Annotated in this window: 22 protein-coding genes; 7 read left to right on the forward strand and 15 right to left on the reverse strand. The window is 57.8% G+C overall.

The genetic code is table 11. The features are described 5' to 3' along the window. The 5 genes from tet to DXC18_RS10610 form a co-directional block, all read left to right on the forward strand. The coding region (gene tet / locus DXC18_RS08830) for a TetM/TetW/TetO/TetS family tetracycline resistance ribosomal protection protein (RefSeq protein ID WP_117716921.1) at nucleotides 1–1,882 on the forward strand (1,882 nt) is incomplete at its 5' end. Between the two features lie 301 nt (nucleotides 1,883–2,183). Further along, on the forward strand, nucleotides 2,184–2,477 hold the full coding sequence (locus tag DXC18_RS10485) for a DUF3847 domain-containing protein (RefSeq protein ID WP_021631985.1): 294 nt from the start codon (nucleotides 2,184–2,186) through the stop codon (nucleotides 2,475–2,477). Continuing rightward, a complete protein-coding gene (gene mobQ / locus DXC18_RS08840; protein ID WP_117716923.1) occupies nucleotides 2,478–3,944 on the forward strand; it encodes a MobQ family relaxase in 1,467 nt (488 codons plus the stop codon). Continuing rightward, on the forward strand, nucleotides 3,941–4,360 hold the full coding sequence (locus DXC18_RS08845; RefSeq protein WP_021631987.1) for a cysteine-rich VLP domain-containing protein: 420 nt from the start codon (nucleotides 3,941–3,943) through the stop codon (nucleotides 4,358–4,360). Before mobQ ends, DXC18_RS08845 begins: the two co-directional genes overlap by 4 nt. An 84-nt stretch (nucleotides 4,361–4,444) precedes the next feature. Further along, complete coding sequence (locus DXC18_RS10610; protein WP_035300361.1) at nucleotides 4,445–4,711, forward strand: transposon-encoded TnpW family protein; 267 nt, start codon at nucleotides 4,445–4,447, stop codon at nucleotides 4,709–4,711. A 122-nt stretch (nucleotides 4,712–4,833) separates the two neighbouring features. Here the strand turns inward: DXC18_RS10610 and DXC18_RS08855 are convergent, their stop codons facing one another. The 15 genes from DXC18_RS08855 to kdpA form a co-directional block, all read right to left on the reverse strand. Then, nucleotides 4,834–6,300 (reverse strand): S1C family serine protease, encoded by a 1,467-nt coding sequence (locus DXC18_RS08855; RefSeq protein WP_117716924.1) that lies wholly within the window; start codon nucleotides 6,298–6,300, stop codon nucleotides 4,834–4,836. Nucleotides 6,301–6,472: 172 nt separating this feature from the next. Continuing rightward, complete coding sequence (locus DXC18_RS08860) at nucleotides 6,473–7,057, reverse strand: hypothetical protein (RefSeq protein WP_117716925.1); 585 nt, start codon at nucleotides 7,055–7,057, stop codon at nucleotides 6,473–6,475. A 3-nt stretch (nucleotides 7,058–7,060) separates the two neighbouring features. Beyond that, the gene (locus tag DXC18_RS08865) at nucleotides 7,061–7,417 is read right to left on the reverse strand and encodes a hypothetical protein (protein WP_117716926.1); all 357 of its coding nucleotides are present in this window, start codon (nucleotides 7,415–7,417) and stop codon (nucleotides 7,061–7,063) included. 8 nt (nucleotides 7,418–7,425) lie between these two features. Beyond that, a complete protein-coding gene (locus DXC18_RS08870; protein ID WP_199412253.1) occupies nucleotides 7,426–8,562 on the reverse strand; it encodes a hypothetical protein in 1,137 nt (378 codons plus the stop codon). Nucleotides 8,563–8,734: 172 nt separating this feature from the next. Then, entirely contained in the window at nucleotides 8,735–9,397 is a 663-nt protein-coding gene (locus DXC18_RS08875) for a response regulator transcription factor (RefSeq protein WP_117716928.1), read from the reverse strand. A gap of 50 nt (nucleotides 9,398–9,447) precedes the next feature. Then, entirely contained in the window at nucleotides 9,448–10,785 is a 1,338-nt protein-coding gene (locus DXC18_RS08880) for a glutamine synthetase family protein (protein WP_117716929.1), read from the reverse strand. A gap of 133 nt (nucleotides 10,786–10,918) precedes the next feature. Beyond that, nucleotides 10,919–11,290, reverse strand: coding sequence for a DUF86 domain-containing protein (locus tag DXC18_RS08885; protein WP_117628961.1), 372 nt, complete (start codon nucleotides 11,288–11,290; stop codon nucleotides 10,919–10,921). Then, nucleotides 11,277–11,771, reverse strand: coding sequence for a type II toxin-antitoxin system RelB/DinJ family antitoxin (locus DXC18_RS08890; protein WP_117583364.1), 495 nt, complete (start codon nucleotides 11,769–11,771; stop codon nucleotides 11,277–11,279). Before DXC18_RS08890 ends, DXC18_RS08885 begins: the two co-directional genes overlap by 14 nt. Nucleotides 11,772–11,813: 42 nt before the next feature. Further along, on the reverse strand, nucleotides 11,814–12,836 hold the full coding sequence (locus DXC18_RS08895) for a LacI family DNA-binding transcriptional regulator (protein ID WP_158549297.1): 1,023 nt from the start codon (nucleotides 12,834–12,836) through the stop codon (nucleotides 11,814–11,816). A gap of 124 nt (nucleotides 12,837–12,960) precedes the next feature. Continuing rightward, nucleotides 12,961–13,653 carry a GntR family transcriptional regulator gene (locus tag DXC18_RS08900; RefSeq protein WP_117583366.1) on the reverse strand — a complete coding sequence of 231 codons (693 nt, stop codon included), beginning with the start codon at nucleotides 13,651–13,653 and terminating at the stop codon, nucleotides 12,961–12,963. Nucleotides 13,654–14,194: 541 nt separating this feature from the next. Next, nucleotides 14,195–15,448, reverse strand: a complete 1,254-nt coding sequence (locus DXC18_RS08905) for an ATP-binding protein (RefSeq protein ID WP_117716930.1) — start codon at nucleotides 15,446–15,448, stop codon at nucleotides 14,195–14,197. A gap of 663 nt (nucleotides 15,449–16,111) precedes the next feature. Next, complete coding sequence (locus DXC18_RS08910; RefSeq protein WP_117583368.1) at nucleotides 16,112–18,061, reverse strand: NAD(P)/FAD-dependent oxidoreductase; 1,950 nt, start codon at nucleotides 18,059–18,061, stop codon at nucleotides 16,112–16,114. Between the two features lie 248 nt (nucleotides 18,062–18,309). Then, nucleotides 18,310–18,900, reverse strand: a complete 591-nt coding sequence (gene kdpC, locus DXC18_RS08915; protein WP_117583369.1) for a potassium-transporting ATPase subunit KdpC — start codon at nucleotides 18,898–18,900, stop codon at nucleotides 18,310–18,312. 12 nt (nucleotides 18,901–18,912) lie between these two features. Continuing rightward, entirely contained in the window at nucleotides 18,913–20,973 is a 2,061-nt protein-coding gene (gene kdpB / locus DXC18_RS08920; protein WP_117583370.1) for a potassium-transporting ATPase subunit KdpB, read from the reverse strand. 16 nt (nucleotides 20,974–20,989) lie between these two features. Beyond that, a complete protein-coding gene (gene kdpA, locus DXC18_RS08925; protein ID WP_117628962.1) occupies nucleotides 20,990–22,813 on the reverse strand; it encodes a potassium-transporting ATPase subunit KdpA in 1,824 nt (607 codons plus the stop codon). A gap of 334 nt (nucleotides 22,814–23,147) precedes the next feature. On the opposite strand from kdpA, the gene DXC18_RS08930 reads away from it, so the two are divergent. Together DXC18_RS08930 and DXC18_RS08935 are read left to right on the forward strand one after the other, a co-directional pair. After that, nucleotides 23,148–25,883 carry a sensor histidine kinase KdpD gene (locus tag DXC18_RS08930; protein ID WP_117583372.1) on the forward strand — a complete coding sequence of 912 codons (2,736 nt, stop codon included), beginning with the start codon at nucleotides 23,148–23,150 and terminating at the stop codon, nucleotides 25,881–25,883. Further along, entirely contained in the window at nucleotides 25,876–26,580 is a 705-nt protein-coding gene (locus DXC18_RS08935) for a response regulator (protein ID WP_117583373.1), read from the forward strand. Before DXC18_RS08930 ends, DXC18_RS08935 begins: the two co-directional genes overlap by 8 nt. Nucleotides 26,581–26,816 lie beyond the last annotated feature (236 nt).

Consider the following 26,816-nt stretch of genomic DNA (forward strand, 5'->3'; position numbering starts at 1 on the left):
GACGGAGAGCCTGTTATATACCAGCGGAGCAATCGAGGCGCCCGGCAGTGTGGATCAGGGAACAACGAGAACGGACACCATGTTTTTAGAGCGGCAGCGTGGAATCACCATTCAAACGGCGGTCACTTCCTTTCAGTGGCACGATTGTAAGGTCAACATTGTGGATACTCCTGGGCATATGGATTTCTTAGCGGAGGTCTATCGCTCCCTTGCCATTCTTGACGGAGCGATTTTGGTTGTTTCTGCAAAAGACGGCGTTCAGGCGCAGACCCGTATTCTGTTTCATGCTCTGCAAGTAATGAAAATCCCAACTGTTATCTTTATTAACAAAATCGACCAGGACGGGATTGACCTGCCAGGTGTGTATCAGTCTATCCGAGATAAGCTCTCCGCAAATATGATTATTAAGCAGAACGTGCAGCTTTCCCCGGATATATCCATCATGGAAAACATGGGGCTGGAGAATTGGGATACCGTGATTGCGGACTGTGATGAATTGTTGGAGAAATATATTGCCGGAGAACCAATGGACAAAGAAGAACTTCTGCGGGAGGAAAACAGGAGAATCCAAAGCGTCTCTCTGTTTCCGGTCTATCATGGCAGTGCCAAGGTAAACTTGGGAATCCGACAACTCATTGAAGCGGTCACAGATACATTCCAATCACCCGCCGGGCAGAACAGCTCTGAATTGTGCGGAACTGTGTTCAAAGTTGAGTACGCAAACCAGAGCCAACGCCTTGCCTATCTGCGGTTGTATAGCGGTACGCTTCATTTGCGGGATTCCGTAGCCTTGGCAGGGAAAGAAAAACTGAAAATTACGGAAATGCGTATCCCCTCAAAGGGTGAGATTGTCCGAACAGAGATTGCCCATGCGGGCGAGATCGTCATTGTACCCTGCGACAGTTTGCGGCTGAATGATGTGCTGGGAAACAAACTGCTGCTGCCCCGTGAAACGTGGAGCGACAATCCTCTCCCTTTGCTGCGGACAACAATTGCACCAGAGAAACCAGAACAGAGGGAACGCTTGTTAAACGCCTTGACAGAAATTGCGGATACCGACCCGCTTCTGCGCTATGAAATAGACGCTGTGACCCATGAGATCATTCTCTCCTTTTTGGGCCGGGTACAATTGGAAATTATCTCTGATCTTCTGGTGGAAAAATATCAGCTCAACACAACTGCAAAAGAACCTACCATCATCTATATGGAGAGGCCATTGAAAGCGGTAAGTCACACCATTCATATCGAAGTGCCGCCCAATCCATTCTGGGCGTCCATCGGGCTGTCCGTCACCCCTCTCCCCCTTGGCACCGGAGTGCAGTATGAGAGCAAAGTTTCCGTTGGATACTTGAATCAGAGTTTTCAAAACGCTGTATTGGATGGTATCCGCTACGGTCTGGAACAAGGCGTGTATGGATGGAAGGTAACGGACTGTAAAATCTGTTTTGAGTATGGGCTTTATTATAGTCCGGTCAGCACTCCCGCAGACTTTCGGTCATTGGCACCTATTGTATTGGAGCAGGTGTTGAAAAAGGCGGGGACGCAGCTATTGGAACCATATCTTTCTTTTACACTCTATGCGCCGCAGGAATATCTCTCCAGAGCTTATCATGACGCACCAAAATATTGCGCGAGTATTGAAACGACCCAGGTTAAAAACAGCGAGGTGATTTTTACTGGCGAAATCCCTGCCCGCTGTGTGCAAGAGTACCGCAATGACCTCACCTTTTATACAAACGGGAGAAGCGTTTGTTTAACAGAATTGAAGGGGTATCAAATCGCCAGCGGCGAACCAGTTTTTCAGCCACGCCGCCCAAACACCCGGATTGATAAGGTGCGCCATATGTTCAACAAAATTCTCCCATCAATGATGGACTTATAAAATCCCTTTGGAACAAAGGGCGCACTTCTATACATGGTCTGCGACCATGTATCGTGCGCTCTGCGACGCAAACGGCCCGGACTTCCGAAAGTCCGGGCCGTTTGCGTCGCTCCGCTCCGTACAAGGGGCTGCGCCCCTTGCGCCGCTTTGCGGCTATCCCTGCGCCCTCGCTGGAAAGGTACATCCGCTCTGCGTCTGCACCTTTCCAGCGAGGCTAAAACCGAATACCGTTACCCTTGACCGTTTACCCGACACAGCAGGTAGACGGTCTTTTGTTTTGCCAAGAAGGAGGTCAAACACGATGGACAAGTCACGCGAAGAATTAGAGAAAGAGTATGCTGAGGCCACCGCTAAGTTGGAGCAGTACCAGCACAGAGGCCAGCGGTATGAGAACCGCATCCGCTACTACACCCAAGGCGAAAGGAAGAAGCGAAACCACCGACTTATCACCCGTGGCGGAGCGGTGGAGAGTATCGCCCCGGAGGTGCGCGGCATGAGCGAAAGGGCCTTTTTTCTTTTGATGGAAAAGGTCTTTTCCCTGCCGGAAGTTGCCGCCCTGGTGAGCCAAGCCACTGACCAGCAGGAAAGCGGATAATTGGCCCTGTTCCATCTCCACGTTACCCAGGTCAAACGGAGCGCGGGACAGTCTGTTGTCACGTCCGCCGCCTACCGAGCCGGGGAGAAATTGTATAGCGAATACTATGGCGAGGTCAGCGACTACGCCCACAAGGGCGGCGTGGTCTGCACAGACATTCTCCTGCCGCCCCAGGCCCCCAACCAGTACCAAGACCGCGCCACCCTCTGGAACGCCGTGGAGAAGGCCGAGCGCGGCAAGAAAGCCCAGCTTGCATATAGCTTTGACATTGCCTTGCAGAACGAGTTTTCATTGGAGGAAAACATCGCTCTTGCAAGGCAATTTGTTTCGGAGCAGCTTGTGGGCCGGGGCATGATTGCCGACTTTGCCATCCACCAGCCGGACAAGGAGGACGGCGGTATTCCTAACCCGCACTTTCATGTTCTCTGCCCCATCCGGCCCATTGAGCCAGACGGCAAATGGGGGTGCAAGCAGCGCCGCCGCTACCGTCTGGACGAGGACGGGAACCGCATTATGGGAGAGGACGGCAAGCCCCTCTTTGACGCTGTTCCCACTACCGACTGGGGAAGCCCGGAAACACTGGAACATTGGCGGGAGGCGTGGGCCGCTATGGTGAACGCCAAGTTTGAGGAAAAGGGGCTGACCTGCCGCATCGACCACCGCTCCTATGAGCGTCAGGGCCTTGACCTGCTGCCCACCGTCCATGAGGGCGTGGCCGTCCGCCAGATGGAGGCCAAGGGCATCCCCACCGACAAGGGCGATCTGAACCGCTGGATAAAAAAGGCCAACAACATTCTGTGGGATATTCGGAAGAAAATCGCCGGCCTGACGGATTGGATTAAGGCCATAAAAGAAGAATTGAGCAAGCCCCAGGCCCCGACCCTTGCCGCCCTGCTGACCGACTACTATGAGGGCCGGAACGCCGGAGCATGGAGCCGCAACGCCAGGATTGGAAATCTTAAAGGTTTTGCCGAGGCCATCAATTTTCTGACCGAGAGGGGCATCGCTACGCTGGAAGATTTAGAGACCCATATCGCCGCCCAGAGTGAACGAACGGAGGCCATCAACACATCCATGAAAGCGAAGCGTGACCGTCTGAACGAATTGAAGGAACTGCTTCGCCTTGTTGACCTCTACCGAGACACCAAGCCCGTCTATGACGAGTTGCAGGGTATCAAGTGGAAGGGCAAGCGGGAAAAATTCGAGAGGGAGCATGAGAACGAGTTGAGGACGTTCCACATGGCCCGCCGGAAGCTGGACAAGCACCGTTCCCCTGCTGGTAAAATCCCCGTTCATGCGTGGGAACAGGAACAGGCGAGGCTTCACCAGGAGTACACAGCCGAGTATGAGCAGTACAAGCCTATCCAAGACGATTTGCGGCGGCTTCAACAGGTGAAGCGGAACGCCGATGCTGCCATACACCAGCAGGAGCAGACCCAGCAGAAACGCCGGGAGGTGGAGCGGTGAACGGCATTCCCCGACTGACCTACCAGCAGTACCGAGCCGTCCGGCGGCTGGTGCATGACTGCTGCAATTATGACGGCGGCAACTGTCTTGCTCTTGATGACGGCTGGGAGCCTTGTGTCTGCGTCCAGAGTATCACCTATTCCCTGGTCTGTAAATGGTTCCGCGCCGCCGTCCTGCCAACAGACAAGGGGTTGTGTGCCGCCTTGCTCCACCGAGGACAGGCGCGGCCCTGTGCCGAGTGCGGGGCGATGTTCGTGCCGCGCTCCAATCGGGGCAAATACTGTGACGAGTGCGCCGCCAATGTGCGCCGGAGAAAGAAAGCTGCCAGCGAACGGGAACGCCGCAGGCGTGGACATTTAGAGGCTGAAAAGCCTTGCAATCAGGGGGCTTGTGGACAGTCCTCAAAGGGGGACTAATACATTCCCCTTCCCCCACTCCAACGTGGGCGGCAAAATGGCGCTCACGTGGATTAACTTTGATGAATGATGAAAGGAGAGCCTATGACCTACGACCCCAGCATGACGATCACCAGCACCATCCCCGCCCCGGAGGGGAGCGACAGCACCAGCAGAGAGGGCAAGGCCATCCCCCTGCCCGTGATGGCGGGCGGCAACGCTTCACCCGCCCCGGACGTACCGCCACCCGATATGGTAAAGACCGTTGGCGGTACGACCTTTGATATTTATTTCCATTTCAGCCAGACCAGCCGGGAAACCTTTACCGACAAGGTACTGCGCCTTATTCAATCCGATGTTGTAACCTCATAAAAATAATTTACTTTTTTCTCTATCCTTATTGACAAAACCCGAACGGATCAATAGGAAAAGAGGGGGCCGTCCCGCGTTGGCGGGACGGCCCCCTCTGGCATCGGTATGTGTGGAGTGGCTCGTTAGTAACCCTGGCCGTAGCCTTGACTCTGGCCCTGCCCTTGCTTGCCCAGCAGTTCCTCCAGATACTGGCGCAGCTGCTCGTCGGTAATACCGCCGTTGCCGGTGTCGGTCGCGCTGTCGTCCTGCTGCTGATTCTGCAGCTTCTCATCGGAACCCAGCTCGACGGTAACCTTTTTCTCTTCCTTGCCGCGCATGAGCGTGATCTCGACCTTCTCACCCACCTCGTGGCTGCGCAGCGCGATGATCAGGCCATCGGCGCTCGTAATCTCGTCATCGCCCAGCTTGGTGATGACGTCGCCGTCCTGGATACCGGCCTTGGCGGCGGGGCCGTCCTCGACGACGCTCGCCACATACGCGCCACTATCGGTGCTCAGCTTGTTGGTGCGGGCGTTGAGCGCGTTGACGCTCGAAAGCGTGGCGCCCAGGTACGGATGCACCGGCGTCTTGCCGTCGATGATCTGGTCGGCAATGTTCTTGGCGTAGTTAACGGGAATAGCAAAGCCCACGCCCGAGCTGGAGCCCGAATAGCTCTCGATAAGCGAGTTAATGCCCACCAGCTCACCATTGTCGTTGACGAGCGCACCACCGGAGTTGCCCGGGTTGATGGCAGCATCGGTCTGGATCATGTTGGCATAGATGGTGTTACCGCTGGTAGAGCTCATGGCCGTGGAGCGATACAGCGCCGAGACGATGCCCGTGGAGACAGACTGCTCGTTGCCGAACGGCGAACCGATCGCCATAACCCACTCGCCCACGTTGAGCTTGGAGGAGTCACCAATCTCGATCGGCGTGAGCTTGGAGGCGTCTGCATCCTTGAGCTTGATGACGGCCAGGTCGCTCGAGGCATCGTTGCCCACAAACTCGGCCTCGTAGGTGGTGCCGTCGTCCATGGTCACCACGTACTGATCGTAACCATCGACCACGTGGTTGTTGGTGAGGATGTGGCCTGCGGTATCGAGCACCACGCCCGAACCGACGCTGCCCGAGCTATTCGACTCATCAGCAGACTGAGAAAGCGAGCCATTCTGGTTGCCGCTCGAAGTGGCGGTGATGGAAACGACGGAGGGCAGGGCCTTGGCAGAAACGGCCTCGGCCAGCGTGGTGTCCTCGGAGTCGATCGAAATCTTTTGCGTCGACGAACCCGAAGCACCCGCCGTCACGGCGTTCCTGCCGCCGCCAATGTTGAGCGTGCCGCTCATAATGAGCGCGATGACCAGCAGGGCACCGCAGGCACAACCGGCAAGCGCCGTAATAAAGATCGGCAGCTTTTTGGTCTTGGTCTTGACCACCGTGTGCTTGTTTACAACCTGCTGACCGTCCAGCGGCTGGCCGGTCTGCGTGTCGTAGGCCTGCACATAGGGAATGTTGCTGTCGGCAGGCGTCGACTCCACCTGCACGCGCGGCTGCTGCTGAGTCTCGCCGGCATTGCCAACATCCTGGGGACGCTGGGAATCGTTCTCGCTCATAGCTGCGATCCTTTCGTCAAATAACCAAAGGCCCACCAAACATGTGGCGGGCCATCATTGTTCATGTTGAGTTGTACCCCAAGCTGGGCGGTCCCGAGCACTAGATGCCAAGATTTCAGCTTTGCTTAAGTAATGGCATGCTTCTTGGCCAATTCGTTTTATGCCGTCATGTCTATTCGATATAACAGTCGATAGCAAAGCTATATGTTGAATCGTTAATGAAGTCCGTAATCGTCGCGCCCATGCCTGATCCGCACGTCCACTTATCTTTCTCCGCGTCGTATGGCGTTGGCCCCCACCCCGTTTCATATGATGCTTCGCTTTCTGTGAAGTAGTTCATCACATATTTATCTTTCTGCATGAGCGCATACCAAGCGTTTGCATACATTACGAGCGGATCGGTTTGAACTATCGAGTACCTTCCTGAACGAATCTCAATTTCTGTTTTATCGCTATAAAAAGCGACCGTAAGCTCAATCTTAGCCAGCAGCGGTAACGTTTCATCTGATTCCCTCTGGATTGTTATCACATTACCGGCCATAGCGCCAGCAGACACGGCTTCGCTCTCTGGCGTGAAAATACTCTCTCTGCTTCTTGTTCGCGTTTTTTCATTGCCATTTTCATCTCTGACCACCGTGTCAACCACGAGCGTCAATCGCTTCCGAGCGTCCGGCAGCTCCACGGCTTCCGCCATCCCAGCTCGCATCAAAATGGGAACTCCTGCTATCAGACCTAAGAACTGCTTCCTATCAATCATTCTTCATTCCCCTTGTCTACTTGATTTGGCTTTCTCGGCTGAATGGGGATACAGAACAGTCCCATCAAGTTCCTTATCTTCCACAAAAACTAGAATCCATTTTTCACCTGCCTTCAACCCTGCAACATATCCGGAACTTGACTTGCGACGCATATCGATCTTTTTGCGGCAACCACTTGGCATCAACGCCTCAAATTGCCCGTTATGAACATCCGATAGAGTGCGAACTTCGATCGCAACAACCGTGTCGTTTTCTCCCCCATTAATCGCCCCCAACAGGGGCAAACTCACCGCAGTGACCAAGGCAAGGGAAAGAACCAATAGGAGCATTGCCCTTCGAATGAACTTGTCGCCGTTCACGAGTACAATCACCCCTTGCAATATGTGCCATCGTGAGACGTGTAAATTGATACGTCATATGGAAGAAACTGCAGTTGGTTTGTCCGTCCGTTCCAAACCACAAGCAGGTACTTCTTGGCATTTGAGTATGTGTTATGCATTGCCACATAGCCCACAACTGCCATTGCGTGCCCGCTGCCATTTGACCGGAGCCTTCCAGAGAAAATACTCAGATTCCCCGAGTCGGTATTCATCCTAAAGGAATCCCATGACGGATACCAAACGAATGACGTCTCAAGCTCCTTGCCTCGTCTTGCACAAAACTCCTTTATAGCCGGAGCGGGTCTGTCAGGCAAAGTCCCGCCTTGAGTAAAGTACAGACCAGTCGCTTGATCGTATTTCGTTCCTTTATCCGATGTCCCCGACAGCTTCCAAAGCTCCGAGTATAAATCAGGCAATTTAAGGCGGTTCAAAGTCACATAGTGACTGCTAACTGCAAGCATTGCCGAAACAGCGCATGCGTAGGTTTTCGTCTCTTTGATAACTTCTGTCTGTGTTGGCGTTATCATTCCCGAAATCGTTTTGCTCGCATCAACAACGTACCCCTGTTTATACAAATCTTTGGCAGATACAAAAACGTCATCGAACTGTTCCGGCGATCCGCCACGATTACCTCCCGAGGACAATTTGCTTGGTACTTTTTTCCCACTTACGTCTAAAGCAATGTTTTTATCTAAGTCGGCAACGCCAACAGTTAGCTCGTCAATCTTTAACGCAACGACGTTATCCGAGGATGCGAGGAGTGCAATTTCTTCGCTTGCACGCTCGATAGGTAAAAGAGCGTTCGGAGCCAAGCAGTATTCGCTGATCCACCAAGATCGCTCTGAATCAAATACGACGTAGCCATAGTTAACGTCATTCCGCTTCGCACGAACGATGTACCCGATTGATTCCCCATCGGAATTCACCATTTTTACTGGGTCACAAGCGGTCACCGGCTCATCCGATACATCATCAAAGAAAGCTTGCGCTTGCTCCACAGCTATTTGCGGTGTGACACGGACCAAGTCGTCGTCTCCAAAAACCAACCTTGGAGACATCAGGGCGGCAAGCAACACTATGAATCCGACAATCACCTTTCTCGAATAACGCATTTCTTCCTCCATCCGTGTAGTAGGGAGATACGGTAACTAGATGATATTTGCTAGATAGTGTTATACGTTTGATATTGTTTTTACTGACACACTTTTAATCGGTGAAAGATCTTCTTTTCGCCCTAAACGAGAAAAGGGTACTGGAGAAATCTCCGGTACCCTCACATTGCCCTCTATTTACTTGCTAGTCCTTAAACAGATAGCCAACGCCGCGGACGGTGGTGATGTGCGCCGCGATCTGCGGGCCCACCTTGGAGCGGATGCGTCGGATGTGCACGTCGACGGTACGGGTGCCGCCGCAGTACTCAAAACCCCACACGCGGTGCAGCAGCACCTCGCGGCTGTAGGCGCGGTTGGGGTGCGTCGCCAAAAAGCTCAGCAGCGAGTACTCCATCAGCGTCAGGTCGATGGGCTCGTTATCGAGCGTCACCTGGTAGGTAGCGAGGTTAATCTCGAGGTTATCGATGTTGAGCACATCGTCGGCGGTGACGGTCTCCTCCTCGCCCATCAGGCGCTGCGCGCGAGCCTTAAGCTCGTTGGGCGTCGCCGTGGGGCATACAAAGTCGGCATGCGCGTGATTCGGCAGGCGCAGGGTACCGAGCGCCTCATCGTCGACGATCACAAACATGGGGACACCGCCGCGATCGTCAAGCCACTTGGCAATCTGATCGATGCGGTCGCTGCGGATGCCATCGGAATCGAGGATCAGCAGGTCAAAGTCGTGCGCCGCAGTCGGCGAATCGGGAGTGGCCAGACTCACCTCGACGCCCAGGGTGGTCGTCAAGCTGCGGGCAAACTCGTGGAAGCGCGTCGTGCGCGCCATGAACAGGGCACTCTTTTCGGACATATCGGCCTCCAAAGAAATGAGCTCAATCGTACTGGAACAAGCCAGCGCGATTAGGAGTTCGCCAGATAATGCTTGATCTCCCACTCGGTGATCGTGGACTCAAACTTATGCCACTCGTCGCGCTTCTTTTTAAGGAAGAAGCCGTGGATGTGCTCGCCGAGGGCATCCTTCATAAACTGCGAGTCCTCAAAGACGTCGAGTGCCTCTTTAAGCGAGCGCGGCAGCGGCGTGTAGCCGGCCTCGAGCATCTGGCGGTCGGTGAGCTTGAGTGTCTCGGCCGTGGCCTCGGGCGGGAGCTCCAGCTTGCGTTCGATGCCGTCGAGTCCAGCCGCCAGCGTGACGGCGTTGACCAGGTACGGATTGGCCATGGGGTCGGGGCTGCGAAGCTCGATGCGCGTGGACAGCTGCTTGCCGGGCTTGTAGACCGGAATGCGGATCATGCTCGCGCGGTTGCGCAGGCCCCACGTGGCGTACTGCGGCACGGAGTCGCCGCCGGTAGTAATGCGCTTGTACGAGTTGACCGTAGGGTTGGTGATGGCGCTGATCTCGCGCGCGTGCGCCAGGCTACCGGCCATGTAGTGTTTGGCGATGTCGGAAAGATGGTACTTCTCGTCGTCCTCGCCCCAAAAGACGTTGTTGCCGTCGTGGTCGAACAGCGACTGGCACAGGAACATAGCACTGCCGTCCTCGCCTGCCAACGGCTTGGGCATAAAGGATGCGTGGCAACCGCTCTCGTAGGCCTGCTGCTTAATGATGAGCTTTGCCGTGGTGATGGCGTCGGACATGCTCAGGGCCTCGGCATGGCGCAGGCTCATGCCGTGCTGTGAGCGACCGGCGGCGTGGAAGGTGTACTCCACGGGCACGGACATCTTCTCGAGCGTGAGGACCGTGTTACGACGCAGGTCGCGAGCGGCATCGCTCACCGAAAGATCGAAGTAGCCCACGTTGTCGAGCGGCTCGGGCGTGTGCTCGTCGGGGAAGTAGTAATACTCCAGCTCAGCGCCCACGTTGAGCAGATAGCCAGCCTTCTCGGCCTTGCGGAACATGCGGCGCAGGGCATCGCGCGGGTCGCCGGCAAACGGCTTGCGATCGGGAGTGCACACGTCGCAGAACACGCGGGCGACGCCGTTGTGGCTCGGGCGCCACGGCAGAATCTGGAAGGTCGAGGCATCGGGGAACGCCAGCATATCGGCTTCCTCGGGCGTGGCAAAGCCCTCGATGGCCGAGCCGTCAAAGCCAATGCCCTCCTCAAATGCGACCTCGAGGTCCTCGGGGCTAATAGCAAAGTTTTTGAGGCGGCCGAGAATGTCGACAAACCACAGACGCACAAAGCGGATATCACGCTGCTCTACGGAGCGGAGTACGTAATCGATGTTCTGCTGGTTCATGTCGCTCCCCTTTCTTTCGGGCGGGTTTCGACTGGTCTATATCGCAGATACTATCGCAGAAAAATGTTTCCGCAGGGTTAAAGCGTATCAAGCGCTCAAAAAACGTGTGTGAACAGGCTGGTATGACAAGTGATTATCGCTCGGATTCGGAAACAATTTGCCTACACGCTCGTTCCAGCGCCGGAAACTCCATCGTCACCGCATCCCAAACAACCGATCGGTCGACATTGCCGTAATCATGCGCGAGGTAATTTCTCATGCCGATAATTCCACGCCACTCAATTTCGGGATGAAGCCGCTGCGAGCGTTCCGACAACTTGCCCGCTTCTTCCGTCACCCTAAGCGCGCACATCAAAAGGGAGTCCGCCAACGCCCTCGTCCGCACGTCATTCGCATGCAGAAACTGGTCCTCGGTGATATCAAAAGCCTTGATGCGCTCGTTCGTTTCAGCGATGGCCTCCAAGACCTCTTGGGCGCGGAGGCCGTCTGACTTACGCGCGATCATAAAGGATCACTCCTTCGCGCTCGATTACCGCGGCAAGATCGTCATCAAGATAATCGCTCGAGACAAGGTCCACCTGCCTTCCGGTTTCCTTGCGCACTGCCTCGCCAAACGCCGACAACGCAAAAAGACCAAAGCCCTGCTCGCGATCGACTTCGAGGCGCAAGTCGATATCACTATCTGCACGCGCCTCGCCACGGGCATACGATCCAAATAGGATCACGGTTTTGATGGCGGGAATCGGGCTGGCTGCCTCGCGGACGGCGGACTCAATCTGAGCGGTATCCAAAATGCCCGCTGCGGCGCTTTCGCTCGCAGAGCTTTTACCGAGTGAAGGCACAAACGGCAGCGAGCGCTCGCGCAACATCTGCCTCATGAACATATTGACCGCAACGGACGAAGTCATGCCGAGTTCTTCGCACAGCTCGGCAAATGAATCTTTAATTGACGAGTCCACTCGAACACTCAGCACAGACGCAGCCATGGATACCTCCTGTATGACATTGTCTATATAATATCACACAGACTAGCGCGAGGTCGAAGCGCGGTGTTCGATGTGACCGGGGATCTCGATGCGCTTGGGGGCGAGCTTTGCGGCGTCGCCCACCGTAGTGGTAACGACGTCGATGCGCTCGGACAGACGCTCGATTACGCGCTCGGCGATGGTGTGGGTGTCTTGCGCGGCCGTGGTCACACCGCCAAAGAGCACGTGGTTCCAGGGGTAATCGTCAAACGTTGCGATCTTAAGGCCCGCCGGCAGCGAGGGACCCAGCTGCGCCAGTGCCTCGGTCAGGCGCAGGAAGACCAGGCCGTTGACGGCAATGAGGCCGAGCTTTTTACCCGCATAGCCGCGGATGGTCTCGTCCAGGCGACTGACACCCTCGGCACCACCGTCCGCCAAGGTGACGACCTCGCCGGCCAGGCCGCGGCGCGAGAGCTCGTCGGCAAACGCCTCAGCGCGCTCACGACGCACGGGGCTGTCATCGCTTGCCTCGGTAAGCAGGCACAGACGCTCGCTGCCCGCAGCAGCCAAGGCGTCTACCAGGCCGGCGACCAGCTCACGGTTGTTAGATGTCACCAGATCGATGCCGCCATCGGCAACATCGCGGTCGAGCAGCACAACGGGTAGGCGTCCCGCTGCCGCGGCGATCGCCTCGTCATTGCCTCCGCAGGTGTTGACGACCAGGCCGTCCACGCCGGCATCGATAAGTCTGGTGAGCGACTCCGCTTCCTTGGCGGGGTCGTTGCCGCTAATGGCCGTCATGAGCGAGCAGCCGCGCGCGGCGGCGCTGGCGGAAAGCCCTTCGAGCATGGCGCTGGAGAACGGGTTGGCGATGTCGGCCAAGATTACGCCGATGAGGTTGGCGCGCGAGCTGCGCAGATTGCGTGCGGCGGCACGTGGGCGATAGCCGGTGCGCTCGATAACAGCCGCGATGCGGGCGCGGGTCTCCTCGGTCATCTGCCCGGGGCGGTTATTGAGATAGCGCGAGACCGTGGCCGGGCTCACGCCCGCCTCGGCGGCAATGTCCTTAATCCTCATCTGCGCCATAGCGCACCCCGTTTCCCAATTGTCAGCAATCTGAGCCATTTTAGGCATTTTTTAAAAATCTCGGTTGCAAAACGCTGTAGGTGAGCAGCATCGTTTTTGTGTCTCGAGCAGATGCGGCGATGGGCTAGATTGACGAGTCTTTCGACAGCTCAAAGTAGTCGGGATGCAAGGCGATAACCGGGCCCTGTTCCTCGGGCATCAGATGCAGGTGCGTCTCTGCCAGGTAGCTCGCCGCGTCGGTATCGCCCTTCTTAATGGCCTCGAGAATTCGGCGATGCTGCCGACGAATCGGCTCCCAATCCAGATCCTGCGACACCATACGCAACCAGTTGTATCGCTCAAAATGTGTGTTGACGCTCTTCATCCAATCCCACAACATGTGGCGGCCGGCAATCTCAAAACACGTCTCATGGAACAGGTTGTCCAGATCGAAAAAGCGACGCGTTTCGCTATGGTCGAGCGACTCGGACTCGGCAAGAATCCGCTCGAGCCGCTGCTTTTGCTCGGGCGTGACGGCAGAGCAGCATTTAATGAGCACGCTTCTCTCGAGTTTCTCGCGCAAGAAACAGGCGTTCTCGGCGCGCTCCATGCTGATTTTTGAGACATAGGTGCCGCTTTTGGGACGCGTTTCCACCAGCTCCTGCTCACGCAAGCGCACAAAAGACTCGCGAATGGGCGTGCGCCCGATTCCCGTCTCCTTTTCCAGACCAATCGCCGAAAGGCGCGTGCCGGGCTTGAGCTCGGCATAGATGATCTTGGAGCGCAATGCGTTGTATGCCTGATCTTGCAGGCTCTGATTATGCTGGTGTTGTTCCATAAAGCCCTCGGATGAAGCTCACGGTTTGTCGAATTTCACCACGTAATACTATCGCATCGACACGCCCCAGCTCCCAATCAGTCTTTTTGGGACGGGGCTCTTTTAGCTACCCTGGCCCGCAGATCGGCCCCCCTTGCCACAAAAGTGGCCCATCTATTACGTTAACACGGATAGCCTCGGCCATACCGAAAACCGTGAAAACAAAACCGCAGGTAGACAGCTTGTCGATTTTCGAAAAAACCGACTATGGTTGACCCCTGCGGCTTAAACGTAGTAGATAGGCCCTTTTCGTGGCGCAGCACTACTGCACCCCAAATTGGCACCCCGAGCCTGTTATAAGTTGCTGTGAAATACGGACGGTTGATAATCAAGGGTTGAAAATCAAGGCGCGCTATACGGCTTGCTATATCTCACTATACTTTGCTGTACGTCGCTGTACTTTGCTATAACTTGACAATAATCGGCCCATTACCATCCGGGATATAACGGACCCCAAGCCAACGCTGGCTTGGGGTCCGTCTTGTACCATGGCTCTTTTGGACTATGAGCGCTCGTATTTCGTGGCCCGCCCGGTTCCCTGCCTTACGATTGCATTCCGTTCAAGCAGAGATTCGAGTGCCGCCAACGTCCGCATGCGGCTCAGCCCCGTCTGTTTTTCAATCTCGCTTCGCGACATAATTCGCCCGCCCGACAAGGCCTTGAGAACCTGGACCTCTTCCTCGGACCCTTCAAAGGCATCGGTAACGGGCAATGTGACGGCCACCATGCCGCCGCGAACATCAAAAATTGGTTGATTGATCGAATCGCGATAGGCACGTCTAATGCGCGCAATTCCCGTACCAAATTTCTCGATGTAATCCAGCTTTAAGAAGGCCTCTGCAACGATGGGGTTTCTGAGCACGGATATCTGCCCATACAGGTATTGTTCCGTCGTCAAACCGGCGGGCAGCGATCCGGGGGAGGTCACAACGACGCGATCATCGTACAGGGCAATTTGAACGTTCGCTCGAACGTCCCACGTCCGATGCACTAAAGCGTTTGCAACAGCTTCGCGGAATGCCTCAAGAGGAATTCGATCGGTTTGGACGCGCTCCATCCCTTCGATACGCTCATAACGGTAGTAGCGTGCAAACATAGCCACCGCCCTGTCCGCCTGCTCAATTGCGGATACATTTGTCGCCGCCTCGCGATCCAAGATCACATCCTCGGTATCGCCAAAACGGACGCAGTCGATGCCTGGAAAATCATTCTTATCCGCTAAAATCGCCGCGGCATTGGTATAGCCATCCTTGCCGAGCAAGCGGAGCGTACGCAAGATATCCGACGTTAGCTCGGAAATGCCGAGGTGTTCAACACACTTATGCTCGAGCGTATGAAAGCTCAAGTCCTGGCGAGCCGACGTGAGCGCGTCGAACGTTACGTTGCTGCCTTCGAGCGTCAGCCTGCCATACTCAAACCGGTCGACCTCCACCGTTGCCGAATCGTTTCGCCTGTAGGCATTTCCCTTGCTTCGATAGGGTTTGTCCTGTCCCTCATAAACCGTAAGGATTACGGTCCCGTGTTTCTCATCGGGCTCGAGCGTGTAACGGGGAGCGGGGTCCAAGCTGTCATTAATCATGTTCTCGATGCGGAGACACTCTGCGACCGGATCTGCAAGGCCGACAACCACGCCCTCGTCATCAACGCCAAACTCAATCTTGCCCGTCCCATAGTTTGCATAGGCGCTCACCGTTTTAAGAAACGTCGGCGTAACGCTTTCCTTGTATTCGACTGTAGGGCTCTCTCTAACAACCATATGCACAACCCCCTCGTTTCGTACCATTCATAACCGTATTATAAGACGAAAACCGTTTGCGTACTGATTTATATAAGACGCAAACTGTTTTCGTCTTGATTTGCGTACGGAATTAAGACGCATAATTTCGCTTTCGTATGGCTCAATACCGGACGCAGACTGTTTTCGTCTGTCAATACGTCTGAAATCCAAACGAAAAGAGCCCCGAGCTCGTATGAACTCGGGGCTCTTTGTGCCGCACATCTATGAGAGGAAAAATTCGATGCGTACGGGCGCTACCCCATGAAGCCGCCCTGGGATGGCGGCAACCTCGCCGTTACCCGTCTGATGGGTGTGCTCAAGGCATCCGTTCCCCTCTTTATCGACGTAACGGGCAAAAAAGTTCGTCGAGGAGACCATCCGCACGCACCACGGTGTGGCCGACGCCATTGAGACGCGCAACCCCACCGCCGCTCACGATGCGATGTATCTGCACCTGGTCTACAACCGCAATATGATTGCGGAAGGCACACAAACAAAAGGCATTTAAGGCTCGACAATAATCTTTCTTTGATAAAACGCAGGCAGCGAGCGCTTGCGTTTTATCAAATGGTGCAATGGGGTCAGGTTTACATGCATCAACTTAGCGCAAAGTAACCTGGCCCCCACGCAACAAAGGGTTAACTAGAGCTCACAGGCAACCTTGTAGCCATCGCCGATGGCGTCGCGAATGTTACCGCACTTGTTGGCATCGCCCAGCACGTGGGTGGCAACACCGGCTGCAGCCAGGTCGTCTGCCAGCTTGGTATTGGGACGATAGCCCATGGCAAGCACCAGCGTATCGGCACCGGTGATGGTGTGGACCTCGCCGTCCTTCTCGTAGCTGATAGCATCCTCGGTAATCTCGGTCACCTTGGCCTCAGTCAGCACGTGGACACCCTTGGAGAGCATGCGCGTGATGAGCACCGCGCGGCCGGCACCGCCCTCGTTGGCGGCGAGCGTCTTGGTCATCTCGATGACGGTGACATCGCGATTGGCCGGCGACAGGTCGTTGACCAACGGGGCCAGGTAATCGGCCGTCTCGCAGCCGACGGTGCCGCCGCCCACGATGACGATCTTCTTGCCCGGAAAAGCCTTGCCGCCCAACAGGTCGTCAGCCGTCATAACCTGCTTAAAGCCCTGCATGAAGGCCGGAGCGATGGGCTCGGCGCCATAAGCTAGGACGACCTCGTAGCCGGCGTAGTCACGCTGAATGTCCTCGGCAGTAAGCTCAGTGCCAAATACGCACGTGACGCCGGCCTCGGCCAGGCGACGGTACTGGTACTTGATCACACGAGTGAGCTCCTGCTTTGCCGGCGGAACGGCCGCGATGCGCATCTCGCCGCCCGGTTCGTCCTGCTTATCCACGAGCACCACGTTATGGCCGCGCTTGGCGGCAATGTAGGCCGCCTCCATGCCAGCGGGACCGGCGCCCACGACGAGCACGTTCTTGGCCTCGGCGGCAGGCTCGTAGCCGGCCTCGTCGCGCTCGACGTCCGGGTTGACGGTGCAGGAGATGCGCTTGCCAAACATGATGCCGTTCAGGCAGCGCAGGCAGCCGATGCAGGGACGGATCTCGTCGGCGTTGCCGGCAGCCGCCTTATTGCAGAACTCGGCATCGCACAGATTGGCGCGGCCCATCATGCAGATGTCGGCGGCGCCGTCCTCGATCAGCTCCTCGGCGATCCAGGCCTCGTTGATGCGGCCGACCGTGGCAACGGGAATGTTGACGTGCTTCTTAATCTCGCGCGAGCAGGCGGCATGCGAGGCCTGCTGCGTACCGGCGGCGGGAATTGCGGAGCCACGCTTGATGGTGGTGCCGCCCGACACATGAATCATGTCGACGCCGGCCTTCTCCAGGCGACGCGAGACGTAGATCATGTCGTTGAGGGTCAGGCCGCCATCGGTGTACTCGTCGCCCGAGATACGGACGTCGATAATGAAGTCCTTGCCGCAGCGCTCGCGAATCTCGGCGATGACCTCGAGCAGGAAGCGCATGCGGGCGTCGAGCGAGCCGCCGTACTCGTCGGTACGCTTGTTGTAGAGCGGAGTCAAAAAGCCGCCGAGCATACCGTGGGCGTGCGCCGCATGGACCTCGACGCCATCGACGCCGGCCTTCTGCATACGCACGGCAGCGTCGCCGAACTGATGCGTGAGCTCGTGGATCTCGTCAACCGTGATGGGACGCGGTGCCTCGCGGGCATAGGACGGGCCCACAAAGGACGGGGCGATCAGGCGCGGCGTGCCTGGAATGTTAAAGGCCATGTAGGCGGGGTGGAAGAGCTGCGGCATGATCTTGCAGCCGTACTCGTGGACGGCCGCGGCGAGCTTTTCCCAGCCGGGGATAAACGTGTCGTCGTAGCAGCACATGTCACCCGGCAGATAGGTATAGGTGGGCTCGACCGTCACGACCTCGGTGATGATGAGGCCCACGCCGCCCTTGGCGCGGGCGCGGTAATGATCGACCAAGTCGTCGGTCACATAGCCATGATCGGCCAGGTTGGTTGACACTGGCGGCATAAAGACGCGGTTCTTGACCTCGGTCGTACCGACCTTGATCGGGCTAAAGAGCATTGGATAGGCAGAAGACTCCATGCAGGCTTCCTTTCGTTTGAGCCGCTCGGCGGCAGTTACTAACGTACTTATCGTATCAGTATCCGCCGCATTCGCACTCGCTCGCACTCCCCACCTTCAATCCCGACCCTCACAAAAAAGTTGCGGTGGAATACGGAGTAGATGAGACTTTTGACAGCCAAAACAGTCCGTATTTCACCGCAACCGATGGGCGGGGTGGAATTGAGGGCTCAGATAGTCAGTCATGCCCTCATCCGCCACTCCCTCACTTACAGCGCGCCGTCCAGCATAAGGTTCACCTTGAGCACGTTAACCGTGGGCTCGCCGAACACGCCGAGGAAACGGCCCTTGGTGCACTGGGCGATGATCTCGCGCACCTCGTCTTCGCTCTTGCCCGTGGCCTTGGCAAGGCGCGGGACCTGGTACTCGGCGGCATCCGGAGAGATCTCCGGGTCGAGGCCGGACCCCGAACACGTCACCAGGTCGACGGGCACAGCGTCCATATCGGCATCGGAGTTGGCGGCGCGAATCTTCTTCACGCGCGCATCCACAAGCTGCCGATACTTCTCACTCGCCGGGGACAGGTTGGACGGGGCACCATACGCCATGAGCTCGCCGTCTTCGCCTTCGACAATTGACACGTTCTGGATACGACCCCACATGTGGGCTTCGTCATCGAAGTTCTGGCCGATGAGCTCGGAACCCACAACCTTGCCGTCGACCGTAATAAGCGATCCGTTCGCCTGGTACGGAAACGCAAGCTGCACGACGCCGGTCACCACGAGCGTGTATCCCAGGCCGCAGACGATGGTAAACAGCGCGAACACGCCAAGTGCGCGCGATGCGATACCTTTGAACATACAAACCTCCGTCTACATCATGCCAATGCCGAACAAGGCCAGCAGCATGTCGATAATCTTGATGAATACGAACGGCGCCACGATGCCGCCCAGACCCCACACCAGCAGGTTATGGGTCAACAGCTGGCCGGATGGAACCTCGCGGTACTTGACGCCCTTGAGAGCCGCCGGAATTAGCGCGACGATGACCAGCGCGTTGTAGATGATGGCGGACAGCACGGCCGTCAACGGGTTGGTGAGGCTCAGGATGTTGAGGGCGCCCAGTCCCGAATAGATCGGCGAGAACAGGGCCGGGATGATAGCGAAGTACTTCGCCACGTCGTTGGCCACCGAGAAGGTCGTGAGCGAGCCGCGGGTCATGAGCAGCTGCTTGCCAATACGCACGACCTCGATGAGCTTGGTGGGGCTGGAGTCGAGGTCGACCATGTTGCCGGCCTCCTTGGCAGCCTGGGTGCCCGTGTTCATGGCCACGGCGACGTCGGCCTGGGCCAGAGCGGGCGCGTCGTTGGTGCCGTCGCCGGTCATGGCGACCAGGTGACCCTCACGCTGGAACTCGCGGATCTTCTCGAGTTTGCCTTCAGGGGTGGCCTCGGCCAGGAAGTCGTCAACGCCGGCCTCGGCGGCGATTGCCGCGGCGGTGAGCGGATTGTCGCCCGTCACCATGATGGTCTTGATGCCCATCTTGCGCAGGTCGGCGAACTTCTCCTTAACGCCGGACTTGATGATGTCCTTGAGGTACACAACGCCCAGCACGCGGCAGTTCTTGGTCACGACCAGCGGGGTGCCGCCGGCCTTGGCGATGCGTTCGACGGCCTCTTCGCACTCCTGGGAGAACACGCCGCCGGCTGCCTCCAGATAGGTGCGCACGGAATCGGCAGCGCCCTTGCGGATCTCATTGCCCTCGTAGTTCACGCCGGACATACGCGTTGCCGCGGTGAACGGGATGAACTCCATGCCCTTATCCTCGAGCGTGCGGCCGCGCAGACCGAACTGCTCCTTGGCGAGCACGACGATGGAACGGCCCTCGGGGGTCTCGTCGGCCAGCGAGGAAAGCTGGGCGGCATCGGCCAGCTCCGCGGGATCGACGCCGTCGACCGGGATGAACTCGGCGGCTTGGCGGTTACCCAGGGTGATGGTGCCGGTCTTGTCGAGCATGAGGATGTCGACGTCGCCGGCGGCCTCGATGGCGCGGCCGGACATGGCCAGCACGTTGGCCTCGTTCAGACGGCTCATGCCGGCGATGCCGATGGCGGACAGAAGGGCGCCGATGGTAGTGGGAGCCAGGCACACGAGCAGCGCCACGAGCGTGGTCACGGCCGTGGGGTTGACCATGTCGTTAAGACCGACCGAGAAGCAGGAGTAACAATACAGGGCCAGCGTGACCAGAATAAAGACGATGGAAAGGGCCACCAGGAAGATCTCCAGAGCGATCTCGTTAGGGGTCTTCTTGCGCGCGGCACCCTCGACCATCGCGATCATCTTGTCCAGGAAGCTCTGGCCGGGCTCACTGGAGATCTTGACGATGATCCAGTCGGACAGCACCGTGGTACCGCCGGTAACGGCAGAGCGGTCGCCGCCGGCCTCGCGGACCACGGGGGCGGACTCGCCGGTGATGGCGGACTCGTCAACGGAGGCAGCGCCCTCGATGACGTCGCCGTCGCCGGGAATCTGCTCGCCGGCGCGTACGATCACCAGGTCGCCGCGCGTGAGCTCGGTGCCGGGAACGACGGTGAAGTGCTCCTTGTCCTCAACGGACTCGATGCGATGGGCCTCGACATCCTTCTTGGCCGCACGCAGAGAATCAGCCTGAGCCTTACCGCGGCCCTCGGCAAGCGCCTCGGCGAAGTTCGAGAACAGGTCGGTGAGCCACAGGATGACCGCGATGGCGACCACATAGTAGGTGGGCACACCCGCGTCCCGCACACCGAAGATGGAAGCGACGACCAGGACGGAGGTCATGACGGCTGAAAGCCACACCAGGAACATGACCGGGTTTTGAATCTGGACGCGAGGGTCCAGCTTGGCAAACGAGTCGCGGACCGCGCGGCCCATCATGTCTTTTTGCATAGTCATAAATCTGCGCCCTCCTTTACGCAATCATCTGGAAGAACTCGGCAACGGGGCCAAGCGCCAGGGCCGGGAAGAAGCTCAGGGCACCGATCAGCAGAACGATGAACACGAGCAGGAATACGAACATGCCGTTGGTGGTAGACAGGGTACCGGCGCTCTCGGCGACCTTACCCTTCTTGGCCAGCGAGCCGGCGATAGCCAGCGTACCGATGATGGGCATGAAGCGGGCGAACAGCATCTCGAGGCCGAGCATGACGTTGATCCAGGGAATGTTGCAGTTCATACCTGCAAACGCCGAGCCGTTGTTGCCGCCGCATGAGGTGAAGGCATACAGCACCTCGGAGAAGCCGTGCGCGCCACCATTGTTGAGCTGGTCGGCAAGACCGGGCACCATGCAGGCGATGGCCGAGCACACCAGAATGGCAAACGGAGTTGCCAGGCACAGGACAACTGCCCAGCGCATCTCGCCCGGCTCGATCTTCTTGCCCAGGAACTCGGGCGTGCGGCCGACCATAAGGCCGGCGATGAACACTGTGAGGATGGCGAAGCCGATCATGCCGTACAGGCCGCAGCCCACGCCGCCGAAGACAACCTCGCCCAGAGCCATCTGGAGCATCTGGACAAAACCGCCCAGCGGGGTGTAGGAGTCGTGCATGGAGTTAACCGAGCCGTTGGAAGCGGCGGTGGTGTAAGCCGACCACGTGGAGGAGGTGACGATACCGAAGCGGCTCTCCTTGCCCTCCATGTTGCCGCCGGCTTGGCCGTCGGTCATCTCGATATTGACCGCTCCGCCATCGGCCAGCTGCGGGGTGCCCGCATGCTCGTTGACGGCGATGATGCCGGTGAAGATCACCAGCAGGATGAACATGGCGGCAAAGATGGCCTTGCCCTGCTTGGTGTTCTTGACGCCGATACCGAAGGTGAAGCAGCAGGCAGCCGGGATCAGCAGCAGGCTGGTCATCTCGATGATGTTGGTGAAGGCACTGGGGTTCTCATACGGATGGGCGGAGTTCACGCCGAAGAAGCCGCCGCCGTTGGTTCCGGACTGCTTGATGGCGACCTGAGGAGCCGCAGGACCCTGGGGCAGGAACTGCTCGGTGACCACGCGCGCGCCCTCGACAACCTTGCCGTCGACCTTGACCGTGTCGCCCTCGATCTGGGCGCCGTCGAGGACGCTCCAGCCGCCGTCTGCATTAGGCTGGACGGCGACGGGCTCTACGAGCTCAGCCTTCTGAGCCGGCTGGAAGTTGGAGATGACGCCACCGGCAGCCAGGCAGATGCCGAACACGAGGTTCAGCGGGATGAGCACATACAGGACGGTGCGGGTGAGGTCGACCCAGAAGGAACCCAAGCTCTGCTCCTTGACCTGACGGAAGCCACGAATCAGCGCGAACATGACCGCGATACCGGTGCCAGCGGAAACGAAGTTCTGCACGGTGAGACCCATGAACTGCACAAGGTAGGACAGGGTGGTCTCGCCGGAGTAGGACTGCCAGTTGGTGTTGGTTATGAAGGAAGCAGCCGTATTGAACGACAGGTCCCATGGCACACCCGGCAGGTGCTGGGGATTGCCTGGCAAGAAGGACTGAAGCGCTTGAAGTGCCACAAGGACCACGAGGCCGATCCCCGAAAAGACCAGCACGCTCGCCAGGTAGCGCCTACACCCCATCTGCTCTGCCGCGTCGATGCGAAGCAGACGATAGACGCCACGCTCCACAGGAGCAATCACAGGCGACAGGAACGTATGCTCACCATCCATGATATGGGCCATGAACCGACCGAGCGGAACGGCCAGGACGACGAGCACGGCAAAGTACAAGATGTACTGAATCGCAGCGTCCATAGTTTACGAATCACTCCTCATCAGAATGTAGATGTAATAGATAAGGAGTCCAATGCAGACGACTCCGATGATGGGAATGAGGATGTTCATTTACCGCCCCTTTCACGCGCGGTCCGATGTCTCGGACGCCTGCTCTCGCAAGCGCCTGGGGACAGTAAACGCTTCTAGAGATTAAAGAGGCGTGAGGGCCGGGGCTCACGACCTTAAGATGCCGTAAAGATGCAGGTAGAAAGCACTATTGCGGCTGCAGTGCGCCTATACTCGACCTCGCGAGCATACAGTGGCGTCCTCACCGCGTATGCACGCATGGGCAACGTTTCAGAAAGGCTACGCTATGCAGCGCGACGCATCGGACACTCGCGTCAATCCAGACCTCATCCTCAAGGCAATTGAGAAAGACGAGGCCGCCGATGACGCTCGAACCAGCCGGGGACACCTCAAGATTTTCTTTGGCTACGCTGCTGGTGCAGGCAAAACCTATGCGATGCTTCAAGCCGCCCACGCCGCCAAGCGGCGAGGTGTCGACGTCGTCGCGGGATACATCGAGCCGCACGAACGTCCGGCAACTGCCCATCTTGCACAAGGGCTTGAGAACGTGCCCTGTAAACTCGCTGAGCACAACGGCATTGCGCTCAGCGAGTTCGATCTAGATGCGGCTATCGAACGCGCCCCTCAGCTCATCCTTGTCGACGAGCTCGCCCATACGAATGCGCCGGGGTCTCGCCACGACAAACGTTATCAAGACGTCGAGGAACTTCTACATGCAGGCATCGACGTCTATACGACTGTGAACGTTCAGCATATCGAGAGCCTAAACGACATGGTTGCATCCATCACCGGCGTTGTCGTGAGCGAACGAATCCCCGACCGCATCTTCGATGATGCCGACCAGGTCGAGCTCGTTGACATAGAGCCCGAAGACCTACTTGAGCGCCTTCGCGCCGGCCTCGTCTACCGTCCCGCACAAGCCGAGCGAGCGCAACAGCATTTTTTTACCGTCGAGAACCTCACCGCACTCCGAGAAATCGCGCTGCGCCGCTGCGCCGATCGCACCGGCCACCTCACAGACGCCGCACGCGTGCTGGGAAACCGTGACTACTACACCAGGGAGCGTATCTTAGTCTGTGTCTCCCCGGCGCCGACCAATCCCCGCATCGTCCGTGCCGCCGCACGCATGGCGAAAGCGTTTCGCAGCGAGCTCGTCGCCCTGTTCGTAGAGAGCCCGCGCACGCAAGCCATGAGCGATGATGAGCGCGCCAAGCTTGCAGACAATATCGCCCTAGCCGAGCAGCTCGGAGCACATATGGAAACCGTCTATGGCGACGACGTCGCGTTTCAGATCTCCGAGTTCGCACGCCTGTCGGGTATTTCGAAGATCGTCATGGGGCGCACGGGCGAGCACAGCAGCGTCCGTCAGGCCCTCTTTGGCCGCAAATCTCTCGTAGAACAGCTCATAACATTCGCCCCGAACCTCGACATTTACATCATTCCAGACCAGTCGACTCCGCCCTCCCGACCCAAAGGACGCCGCCATGCGCTCGCCCTGCAGCCGCCCAGCAGCCGAAACGTGCTTCGCACGCTGGCCCTCTCTCTTGTCGCCACAGCGATCGGCACGGCTTTCCGCCATCTGGGATTTGCCGATTCCAGCATCATATCCCTCTATATCCTCACGGCCCTGCTGACCGCCGTCACCACGACGGGGCGTATCTGCACGATCGTATCGAGCGTGCTCTCTGTAGTGCTTTACAACTTCTGCTTCGTAACGCCTCTGTTTTCGCTCGCCAGCTACGACCGAAGCTATCTGGTCACGTTCGGCATCATGTTCGCTACCGCTATGGTCGCCGGCGAGTTAACTGCGCGCATCGCCGACAACGCCCGTACCTCCGCCGAGAACGCATTCAAAACGCGCGTACTCCTCGAAACGAACCAGCTCTTGCAGCAAGCCCATAGCGCGGAGGAGTGTGCCCGCGTCGCCATGAACCAACTCATCAAACTGCTAAAACTCGACGTGGTCTTCTACACCGCCGAACACGGCACGCTCGGCAAGACGCTCTATGAGTCCGCTGGCACCGAAAACCGATCCGCGTCGCTGCTCACCGACTACGAGCGCGCTGTTGCAACCTGGACCTACACCAACAACAAACGCGCGGGCGCAAGCACGCGGACCCTGCCCGAGGCGCGCTGCCTCTACCTCGCGGTTCGCACCGGCGACAAGGTATTCGGTGTCATCGGCATCGACCTGGAGGGGCGCGAGATCGAAGCCTTCGAGCATTCGATCGTCCTATCTATCGTAGGCGAATGCGCCTTGGCGCTCGAAAGCGACCGGGCGGCGCAAGAGCGCGAAGAGGCTGCGGTCTTGGCGAAAAACGAGCAGCTGCGCGCCAACCTTTTGCGCTCCATCGGCCACGATTTGAGGACACCACTCACGGCTATATCCGGATCTGCGGCAATCCTTCGGAAGAGCGACGAGAAGCTCAGCCTCGAACAACGCTGCGATCTTGCCGATGCCATCTACGACGACTCCCTCTGGCTTATCGATACCGTGGAGAACCTCCTCGCCATCACACGCGTCGAGGATGGCACCATTTGCCTCAACTTCACATCCGAGCTCATCGACGAGGTCATCGAGGCCGCCCTCAGCCATGTCGCCCAAGCATCGCATGGACGTACCGTCACCATCGAGCACACTGACGACATCCTGCTGGTACGCATCGACGTCCATCTCATCATGCAGGTGCTTACGAATCTCATCATGAACGCCTTCAAATACACGCCCGAGGACTCGACTGTCACCATCAGCGCACGTCGCGAGGGTGCGTTCGTCGTGGTGGACGTCGCAGACGATGGGCCGGGTGTGGCAGACTGCGACAAGCCTCATATCTTTGAGCGCTTCTTCACCTCACGCAATACGCGGCCCGTGGATTCGCGTCGAAGCATCGGCCTTGGGCTGTCGCTCTGCCGCTCCATCGTGGAGGCGCATGGCGGCGTCATCGAAGCTCGCGACAACCACCCCCATGGGGCCGTCTTCCGTTTTACCCTGCCCGCCGAGGAGATCGAGATTCATGAATAATGCCGCTAAGCCACGCATCCTCCTGGTCGAAGATGACCTGACCGTTCAAAACCTCGTTTCGACCGCGCTTGACCTCCACGGCTATGTCGTGAGCAAGGTTTGCAACGGCCAGGCCGCCATCATGGATGCGGTGTCGCACGGCCCCAGCCTCATCATGCTCGACCTCGGCCTTCCCGACATTGACGGTATCGAGGTCATCACGAAGATCCGAAGCTGGTCGGCAGTCCCCATTATCGTCATTTCGGCGCGCACCGAAGATTCCGACAAGATTGCAGCACTTGACGCAGGGGCAGACGACTACCTCACCAAGCCCTTTTCTGTGGATGAGTTGCTCGCGCGCGTCCGTGCGAATTTGAGGCGCTCCTCGATGGCGTCAAGCGAATCGACAGAAGCGAGCACGTTCGACAACGGTCCGCTGCATATCGACTACGCCGCGGGATACGCGACGAAAGACGGACGCGAGCTCTCGCTCACCCCAACCGAGTACAAATTGCTCGTCCTTCTGGCGAAAAACGTCGACAAGGTGCTCACCCACACCTTCATCACCCGCGAGATATGGGGCACGAGCTGGGACAGCGATCTGGCGAGCCTGCGCGTGTTCATGCGCACCCTGCGCAAGAAGATCGAGGCAGACCCCTCTCACCCCAAGATGATTCAGACGCACATGGGTGTCGGGTACCGCATGCAGCGTCTCTAGCCCACCCCACAAAAAAGTTGCGGTGGAATACGGAGTAGATAAGGCCTTTGACGGCCAAAACAGTCTGTATTTCACCGCAACTGATGGGCGGGATGGAGTTAGAGGCCCAGGTAGTTGGTCATGCCTTCGACGGCGAGATTGGCGCTCGCTACGGCATGGACCACGGTGAGCGGGCCGTTGACCACATAGTTAGCGATACCCAAAAATACTCTTCAACTCGCCACACTCTCCCCCAA

Source organism: Collinsella sp. OM08-14AT (genome assembly GCF_003438115.1).
GTDB lineage: Bacteria > Actinomycetota > Coriobacteriia > Coriobacteriales > Coriobacteriaceae > Collinsella.

What these genes read in the sequence shown, in the direction of transcription:
- DXC18_RS10485 (WP_021631985.1), top strand. Translation starts at nt 2,184, where the DNA reads ATGGACAAGTCACGCGAAGAATTAGAGAAAGAGTATGCTGAGGCCACC.
- DXC18_RS10610 (WP_035300361.1), top strand. Translation starts at nt 4,445, where the DNA reads ATGACCTACGACCCCAGCATGACGATCACCAGCACCATCCCCGCCCCG.
- DXC18_RS08855 (WP_117716924.1), bottom strand. Translation starts at nt 6,300, where the DNA reads ATGAGCGAGAACGATTCCCAGCGTCCCCAGGATGTTGGCAATGCCGGC.
- DXC18_RS08860 (WP_117716925.1), bottom strand. Translation starts at nt 7,057, where the DNA reads ATGATTGATAGGAAGCAGTTCTTAGGTCTGATAGCAGGAGTTCCCATT.
- DXC18_RS08870 (WP_199412253.1), bottom strand. Translation starts at nt 8,562, where the DNA reads ATGGAGGAAGAAATGCGTTATTCGAGAAAGGTGATTGTCGGATTCATA.
- DXC18_RS08875 (WP_117716928.1), bottom strand. Translation starts at nt 9,397, where the DNA reads ATGTCCGAAAAGAGTGCCCTGTTCATGGCGCGCACGACGCGCTTCCAC.
- DXC18_RS08880 (WP_117716929.1), bottom strand. Translation starts at nt 10,785, where the DNA reads ATGAACCAGCAGAACATCGATTACGTACTCCGCTCCGTAGAGCAGCGT.
- DXC18_RS08885 (WP_117628961.1), bottom strand. Translation starts at nt 11,290, where the DNA reads ATGATCGCGCGTAAGTCAGACGGCCTCCGCGCCCAAGAGGTCTTGGAG.
- DXC18_RS08890 (WP_117583364.1), bottom strand. Translation starts at nt 11,771, where the DNA reads ATGGCTGCGTCTGTGCTGAGTGTTCGAGTGGACTCGTCAATTAAAGAT.
- DXC18_RS08895 (WP_158549297.1), bottom strand. Translation starts at nt 12,836, where the DNA reads ATGGCGCAGATGAGGATTAAGGACATTGCCGCCGAGGCGGGCGTGAGC.
- DXC18_RS08900 (WP_117583366.1), bottom strand. Translation starts at nt 13,653, where the DNA reads ATGGAACAACACCAGCATAATCAGAGCCTGCAAGATCAGGCATACAAC.
- DXC18_RS08905 (WP_117716930.1), bottom strand. Translation starts at nt 15,448, where the DNA reads ATGGTTGTTAGAGAGAGCCCTACAGTCGAATACAAGGAAAGCGTTACG.
- DXC18_RS08910 (WP_117583368.1), bottom strand. Translation starts at nt 18,061, where the DNA reads ATGGAGTCTTCTGCCTATCCAATGCTCTTTAGCCCGATCAAGGTCGGT.
- kdpC (WP_117583369.1), bottom strand. Translation starts at nt 18,900, where the DNA reads ATGTTCAAAGGTATCGCATCGCGCGCACTTGGCGTGTTCGCGCTGTTT.
- kdpB (WP_117583370.1), bottom strand. Translation starts at nt 20,973, where the DNA reads ATGACTATGCAAAAAGACATGATGGGCCGCGCGGTCCGCGACTCGTTT.
- kdpA (WP_117628962.1), bottom strand. Translation starts at nt 22,813, where the DNA reads ATGGACGCTGCGATTCAGTACATCTTGTACTTTGCCGTGCTCGTCGTC.
- DXC18_RS08930 (WP_117583372.1), top strand. Translation starts at nt 23,148, where the DNA reads ATGCAGCGCGACGCATCGGACACTCGCGTCAATCCAGACCTCATCCTC.
- DXC18_RS08935 (WP_117583373.1), top strand. Translation starts at nt 25,876, where the DNA reads ATGAATAATGCCGCTAAGCCACGCATCCTCCTGGTCGAAGATGACCTG.